Below are 7482 nucleotides of genomic sequence, written 5' to 3'. Positions count from 1 at the left end.
TTCACGATGTCGTCGGTGGTGGATCTGCCGGTCGGGATCGACGGGGCGGGTCTGACGGCGACGTTGGCGGCGGTCTGGGACCGCCACGATCTGCTGCGCTCCCGACTGGTCGGCGACGGGATGGAGATCGAGGAGCCCGGCTCCGTGGATGTCACGAGCCTGGTGCACCGGGTGGAGTGCGACGGCCGGTGGGACGACGGCTGGTGGGAGCGGGCGACGTCCGAACTGGACGCCGCGACCGGCCGGTTGGACCCGGCCCGCGGGGTGATGGCGCAGTTCGTGTGGTTCGACGCGGGGGCGGAGACGGCGGGCCGTCTGATCGTGGTGTTGCATCACCTGGTCGTCGACGGTGTGTCGTGGCGCATCCTGCTCCCCGACCTCGCCGCCGCCTGGAAGCAGATCCGGGACGGGCAGACCCCGGAGCCCGACCCGGTCGGCACCTCGGTACGCCGCTGGACGCACGCCTTGGTGGAGGAGGCGTCCTCGCCGGAGCGTGTCGCCGAACTGGAGCTGTGGCAGTCGGTCGTCGACGGCCCGGACCCCCTCATCGGCTCGCGCCCCGTCGACCCCGCTGTCGACGTCATCTCCACCCAGGAGTACGTCTGGGCCCGCGTGCCCGCCCCGGTGACGGAGGCACTGCTGACGGATGTGCCCGCCGCGTTCCGTGGTGGTGTGAACGATGGTCTGCTCAGTGCGTTGGCGGTGGCGGTGTCCCGTTGGCGGCGTGGTCGTGGGGTGGAGGAGTCGTCGCTGCTGGTGAAGTTGGAGGGGCATGGCCGTGAGGAGGCGGTGGTGCCGGGGGCCGATCTGTCGCGGACGGTCGGCTGGTTCACCAGCATGTTCCCGGTCCGTCTCGATCTCGCCGGTGTGGATGTGGAGGAGGCGCTGGCGGGGGGTGCGGCGGCCGGTTCGGTGGTCAAGGCGGTCAAGGAGCAGTTGCTGCGCATCCCCGACAAGGGGCTGGGTTATGGCCTGTTGCGGTATCTGAACGAGGAGACCGGCGCGGTTCTCGCGCCGCATCCGACCGGGCAGATCGCCTTCAACTACCTCGGTCATTTCTCCGCGGCTGACATGCCTGAGGAGTTGCGGGGCTTGGGCTGGTCGCAGGCGCCGGGCACGAACGAGTTGATCGCGGTGCCGGACGCGGACATGCCGGTGATGTCCACCCTGGAGATCAACGCGCTCGTCACCGACTCCGGGCAGCTGACCGCCCGGCTCGGCTTCCCCAGCGGTGTGCTCAGCCGCGAGGACGTGGAGGAGCTGGCCGAACTGTGGGGGGAGGCCCTGGAGGGCCTGGCCCGGCATGTAGCCCGGCCGGACGCGGGTGGTCTGACTCCGTCGGACGTGCCGCTGGTCTCGGTGCGGCAGAGCGAGCTCGAATCATGGGAGCAGCGCTACCCGGGTCTCTCGGACGTATGGCCGCTCACTCCGCTGCAGTCCGGGCTGCTCTTTGAGTCGATGCTGTCGGACGCCGGACACGACGCCTACCAGATGCAGTTCGCCTACCACCTGTCCGGCGCGGTGGATCCGGAGCGGATGCGGGCGGCCGGCCAGGCCCTGCTCGACCGGTACGCCAACCTGCGCACCGCATTCGTGCCCGACGCCTCCGGCGACCTGGTCCAGCTCGTCCTCGACGACGTCGAACTGCCCTGGCAGCACCTGGACATGAGCGCCAGGGACGACACGGCTCACGCCGATGACGCGGGCGACGACGAGTTCCAGCGGTTCCTGGCCGAGGACCGGGCCACGCGGTTCGACCCCACCGCTCCGCCCCTGCTGCGGATCTCGCTGATCACCCGCGGACCCGACCGCGCCGCCCTGGTCTTCACCGCCCACCACGTGCTCTTCGACGGCTGGTCGGTGCCGACGCTCATGCAGGACCTGCTGCGGCTCTACGGCTCCGGCGGCGACACCTCCGTACTGCCTCGGGTCCGCGGGTTCCGCGAGTTCCTGGTGTGGCAGTCGCGGCAGGACCGGGAGGCTGCCGCCACGGCGTGGGCGGGCGAGCTGGACGGCTTCGACGACCCGACCCTGCTGGTCCGCGACAAGGGTGCCGACTCGCACAGCGACGACATCGGCCACGTCGACGTTCCGCTGTCCGCCGAGCTCTCCCTCGGGCTGTCCGCGTGCGCCGCCGACCTGGGCGTCACGCTGAACACCCTGGTGCAGGGCGCCTGGGCGGTCCTCCTCGGCCAGCTGACCGGCCGGCAGGACGTGGTGTTCGGCGCCACCGTCTCCGGCCGCCCGCCGGCCGTGCCGGACGTGGAGTCCATGGTCGGTCTGTTCATCAACACCCTGCCGGTACGGGTGCGTTGTGCCCCGGGCGACACCTTCGCCCGGCTGCTCGGCGCACTCCAGGACCGGCAGGGCGCGCTGCTGGACCACCACCACCACGGGCTGACCGAGATCCAGCAGGCGGTCGGCACGAACACCCTCTTCGACACCATCGTCGTCTTCGAGTCGTACCCGGTCGACCACGTCGGCCTCAGCGAGGCGAACGACACGGCCGGAGTGGCGATCACCGGCATCACCCCGTTCAGCGGCACCCACTACCCGGTGACCGTGATGGCCGACGCCGACCCCAACCTGCGGCTGTCGCTCCAGTACCAGCCCCACGCGCTCGACCGAGCCGAGGCGGACACCATCGCCGCGCGCTTCGAACGCGTGCTGCGCGCCCTGGTGGCGGACCCGTACCTGCCGGTCGGGGCGGTGGACGTGCTCAGCCCCGCCGAGCGGGAGCAGGCGCTGCGCGGCTCCGCCGGCACCTCCATGCCGGTACCGGACACGACCGTCCCCGCGCTGTTCGCGGAGCGGGCCGCGGCGACGCCGGACACGGTCGCCGTCGTGAGCGGCGAGGAGTCCCTGACGTACCGCGAGCTGGACGAGCGCGCGGAGCGCCTCGCCCACGGTCTTGCCGGGAGGGGTGTGGGGCCGGAGTCGGTGGTCGCGGTGGCCCTGCCGAGGACGGCCGACCTGGTCGTCGCGCTGCTCGGTGTGCTGAAGGCCGGCGCGGGCTATCTGCCGATCGACCCGGCGTACCCGAGCCGGCGCCTCGAGTTCATCCTGTCCGACGCCGCTCCCTCCCTCGTCCTCACGGACGCCGGGGCCGCGGGCGTCCTGCCGGCCACCGGGATCCCCGCGGTGCACCTCGTGGACATCGAGCGCGAGGCGAGCGCCGCGGATCCGGCGTCGGCGGATCCCGTGCCGGTCGCCCCGCGGCCGGACAACGTGGCGTACGTGATGTACACCTCGGGGTCCACCGGGACACCGAAGGGCGTGGCCGTCACCCACCGGAACGTGGCCGGCTGCCTGCCGGGACTGGTGGCCGCGCTGGGCGTGGAGCCGGGTGCGCGGATCCTCGCGGGCGCGTCCGTCAACTTCGACGTGTCGGTGTTCGAGATCTTCTCGACGCTCTGCGCCGGCGGCACCGTCGAGATCATCCGTGATGTGCTCGCCCTGGGTGAGCGCGCCGACTGGACGGCCGACGTGATCAGCTCGGTGCCCTCGGCGTTCGCCGAACTCCTCGACGAACTGCCGGGCAGGATCAGCCCCAAGACGGTGGTGTTCGCCGGGGAGGGCCTGCCGGCGGCACTGGTGGCCCGCACCCGGGAGGTCCTCCCGGGCGTGCGGGTGGTCAACGGCTACGGCCAGACCGAGTCCTTCTACGCCACGGCGTTCGCGCTGCCCGCGGACGAGGAGTGGACCGGCGGGACGAACGCGCCGATCGGCGAGCCCCTGGACCACGTCCGCGTCCACATCCTGGGGGCGGGCCTGCTGCCGGTGCCGCCCGGTGTGACGGGCGAGCTCTATGTCGCGGGCGCGTCCCTCGCGCGCGGCTACCGGGGCCGGGCCGCGCTGACCGCCGAGCGGTTCGTCGCCGACCCCTTCGGTCCCCCCGGATCGCGGATGTACCGCACGGGCGACCTGGCCCGGTGGACCGCCGACGGCCGCCTCGAATACGTCGGACGCGGCGACGGACAGGTGAAGATCCGCGGCGTCAGGGTGGAGCCCGCCGAAGTGGAGGCCGTCCTGGCCGGCCACCCGGACGTCGGACAGGCCGTGGTCGTCGCCCGCGAGAGCCGGGGGAGCGGCACCTCGAAGTACCTGGCGGCGTACGTGGTCCCGGCCGGGCCCGAGGCGCCGCAGGACCTGCGCGTCTTCATGTCCGCGAAGCTGCCCGACCACCTGGTGCCGTCCGCGTTCGTGACGCTGGAGAAGTTCCCACTGCTGCCCAACGGCAAGGTCGACCGCGCGGCACTGCCCGAACCGGGGTTCACCGGCGTCGCGTACCGGGCGCCCCGCACCACGACCGAGGAAGTGCTGTGCCGGCTGTTCGCCGAGGTGCTCGGGGTGGAGCGGGTCGGCATCGACGACGACTTCTTCGCCAGGACCGGCCAGTCACTGCTGGCCACCCGGCTCGTCAACCGGATCCGCGCGACGCTGGGCGCGGAGGTCCGCGTCCCGCAGGTGTTCGCCGCGCCCACCGTCGCGCAGCTCAGCGGGCAGCTGTCGACGAGCGGACCGGCCCGGCCGCGGCTGCGGCGGGCGGACACCCGACCGGAGCGCGTGCCGCTGTCCTTCGCCCAGCGCCGGCTGTGGTTCGTCGACCGGTTCGAGGGACCGTCGGCGACGTACAACCACTCGTTCGTCCTGCGGCTGACCGGCACGCTGGACGCCACGGCGCTGCGCGCGGCGCTGCGTGACGTGGTCGCCCGGCACGAGAGCCTGCGGACCCTGGTGGTGGAGGACGCCGACGGGCACCCGTACCAGCAGGTCCTGCCCGTGTCCGAGGTCGTCCTCGACACCCCGCTCACCGAGGTGACGCCACAGACCGTCGACGAGGAGCTCGCCCGGGTCATCGGCCGCCCCTTCGACCTGGCGAAGGAGATCCCCACCCGCACCGCGCTGCTGCGGCTCGACGCCGGGGAACACCTGCTGCCCCTGGTGATCCACCACATCGCCGTCGACGGCGAGTCGATCGCCCCGCTCGCCCGGGACCTGGGCACGGCCTACGCGGCACGCCTGGACGGTGCCGCCCCCGACTGGCCGGAACTTCCGGTCCAGTACGCCGACTACACGCTCTGGCAGCGCGAGCTGCTGGGCGACGAGAGCGACCCCGAGAGCCTGCTGGCCGCCCAGGCGGCCTACTGGCGCCGGGAACTGTCCGGGGCGCCGCAGCCCCTCCAGCTGCCGGCCGACCGTCCGCGGCCGCCCGCGCCCAGCCACCGCGGCGACGCCGTGGAGTTCGGGCTCGCGCCCCATGTCGCCGCCGAGGTCGACAGGCTGGCGCGGGCGCACGGCGCGACGGCGGCCATGGTGCTGCAGTCCGCCCTCGCGGTGCTGCTGGGCCGCCTCGGCGGCGGCGACGACATCACCATGGGCTCCCCGATCGCCAACCGCACCGACGCCGAACTCGCTGACCTGGTGGGCTTCTTCGTCAACACCTGGGTGCTGCGCGCCGATCTGTCCGGCAACCCGTCGTTCGAGGAGGTGCTCGGGCGGGTGCGGGACAAGGCCCTGTCCGCGTACGACAACCAGGAGGCGCCGTTCGAGCGGCTGGTGGAACTGCTCAACCCCGAGCGCTCCACCGCGTACCACCCGCTGTTCCAGGTGATGTTCGCCTGGCAGAACATCACCCGCGAGGACTTCGAGATGCGCGGGCTCCGGGTGAGCTGGGAGCCGTCGTTCACGCAGACCGCCAAGTTCGACCTGTTCTTCAACATGGGCGACATCCCCGGCCAGGGCGTGATCGGGTACCTGGAGTACGCGACCGATCTCTTCGACCGCGACACCGTGGAGAACCTCGCGACCCGCTTCGCGCAGGTCGTCGAGCAACTGGTCACCGCCCCGGAACGGCGGATCGGTGTGGTCGACGTCCTGCTGCCGGGCGAGCACGAGCACCTGGCCGCCCTCAGCGGACCGGACCGGCGGGCTCCGGACCGGCAGGCTCCGGACGTCACCGTGCCCGGGTTGTTCGAGCGGCAGGCCGCGGCGGCACCCGAGGCGCTCGCCGTGGTCGGCGGCGAAGTGTCGCTGACCTACCGGGAGTTGGACGACCGCGCCAACCGTCTCGCGCACGGCCTGGCCGAGCGGGGTGTCGGGCCGGAGTCCGTGGTGGCGCTCGCGCTGCCGCGGTCGGCCGATCTGGTCGTGGCGATGCTCGGCATCCTGAAGTCCGGCGCCGCCTACCTGCCCATCGACCCGCGCTACCCGAGCGCGCGGCTGGGCCTGATGCTGGAGCAGGCACAGCCGCGGCTGATCCTCCTCGACGAGGAGGCGGCGGCCGCGCTGCCGGAGCACGACGTGCCCCCGCTGCTCCTCGGCGAACTGGACCTGGACGGCGCCGACGCCACCCCGGTCGGGACGGGCCCGAGCCCGGACAACGCGGCGTACGTGATGTACACCTCCGGGTCCACGGGGACACCGAAGGGCGTGACGGTCACCCACCGGAACGTCACGAACTGCCTGCCCTCCCTGGCGGACGCCCTCGGCGTGCGGCCGGGCGCGCGGATCCTCGCGGGCACGTCCATCAACTTCGACGTGTCGGTGTTCGAGATCATGACGGCGCTGACCACCGGCGGCAGCGTCGAAGTCGTACGTGACGTCCTGGAGTTGGGGGAGCGCGAGAGCTGGACGGGCGGTGTCGTCAGCTCCGTACCGTCCGTGTTCGCCGAACTCCTCGACCAACTCGTCGGCAAGACGAGTGTGGACACGCTGGTGTTCGCGGGCGAGGCGCTGCCGGCGTCGCTGGTCGAGCGGGCCCGGAAGGCCTTCCCGGGTGTGCGCGTGGTCAACGGCTACGGCCAGACCGAGACCTTCTACGCCTCCGCGTTCGCCCTCCCGGGCGACGCCCCCTGGGACGGCGGGACCAGCGCGCCGATCGGCACACCGCTGGACGGCGTGCGCGCGTACGTGCTCGGGGACGGGCTGCTGCCCGTGCCGGCGGGCGTGGTCGGCGAGTTGTACGTCGCGGGCGAGTCCGTGGCACGTGGCTACCGCGGCCGGGCGGGGCTGACGGCGGAGCGGTTCGTGCCGGATCCGTTCGGTCCGGCGGGGTCGCGGATGTATCGCACGGGTGATCTGGCGCGCTGGAATCGTGAGGGGCGTCTGGAGTACGTCGGTCGTGGCGATGGTCAGGTGAAGATCCGTGGTCTGCGGATCGAGCCGGGCGAGGTGGAGGCGGCCCTGAGCGCCCACCCCGCCGTCGAGCGGTCGGCCGTCGTGGTCCATGAGGGCAAGGGCGCGAACAAACAGCTCGTGGGGTACGTCGTCCCGGCGCACAGTGCGCACGGCGACCAGGACGGCAGCGCTGGGAGCTCCGACACCGCCGGCGCCACCGACACCGCCAAGAACCGCAACAGCCTCGATCTGACGGCGGGTGTGTCGGTTCCGGAGTTGCGGAAGTTTGTGGCGGGGCGGTTGCCGGAGTTCATGGTGCCGTCGGCGTTTGTGGTGTTGGACCGGTTGCCGTTGGCGCCGAAC

1 protein-coding gene is annotated in these 7482 nt (G+C 72.4%); it reads left to right on the top strand.

What is annotated here, in order from left to right:
- Positions 1 to 15: 15 nt before the first annotated feature.
- On the top strand, positions 16 to 7482 hold a 7467-nt coding region (locus FE633_RS46510; protein ID WP_246114156.1), incomplete at its 3' end, for a non-ribosomal peptide synthetase.

Origin of the sequence: Streptomyces montanus (assembly GCF_005786655.1) — a bacterium.
Lineage (GTDB): Bacteria > Actinomycetota > Actinomycetes > Streptomycetales > Streptomycetaceae > Streptomyces > Streptomyces sporangiiformans.
This window is presented reverse-complemented; position numbering and strand designations above follow the sequence as displayed.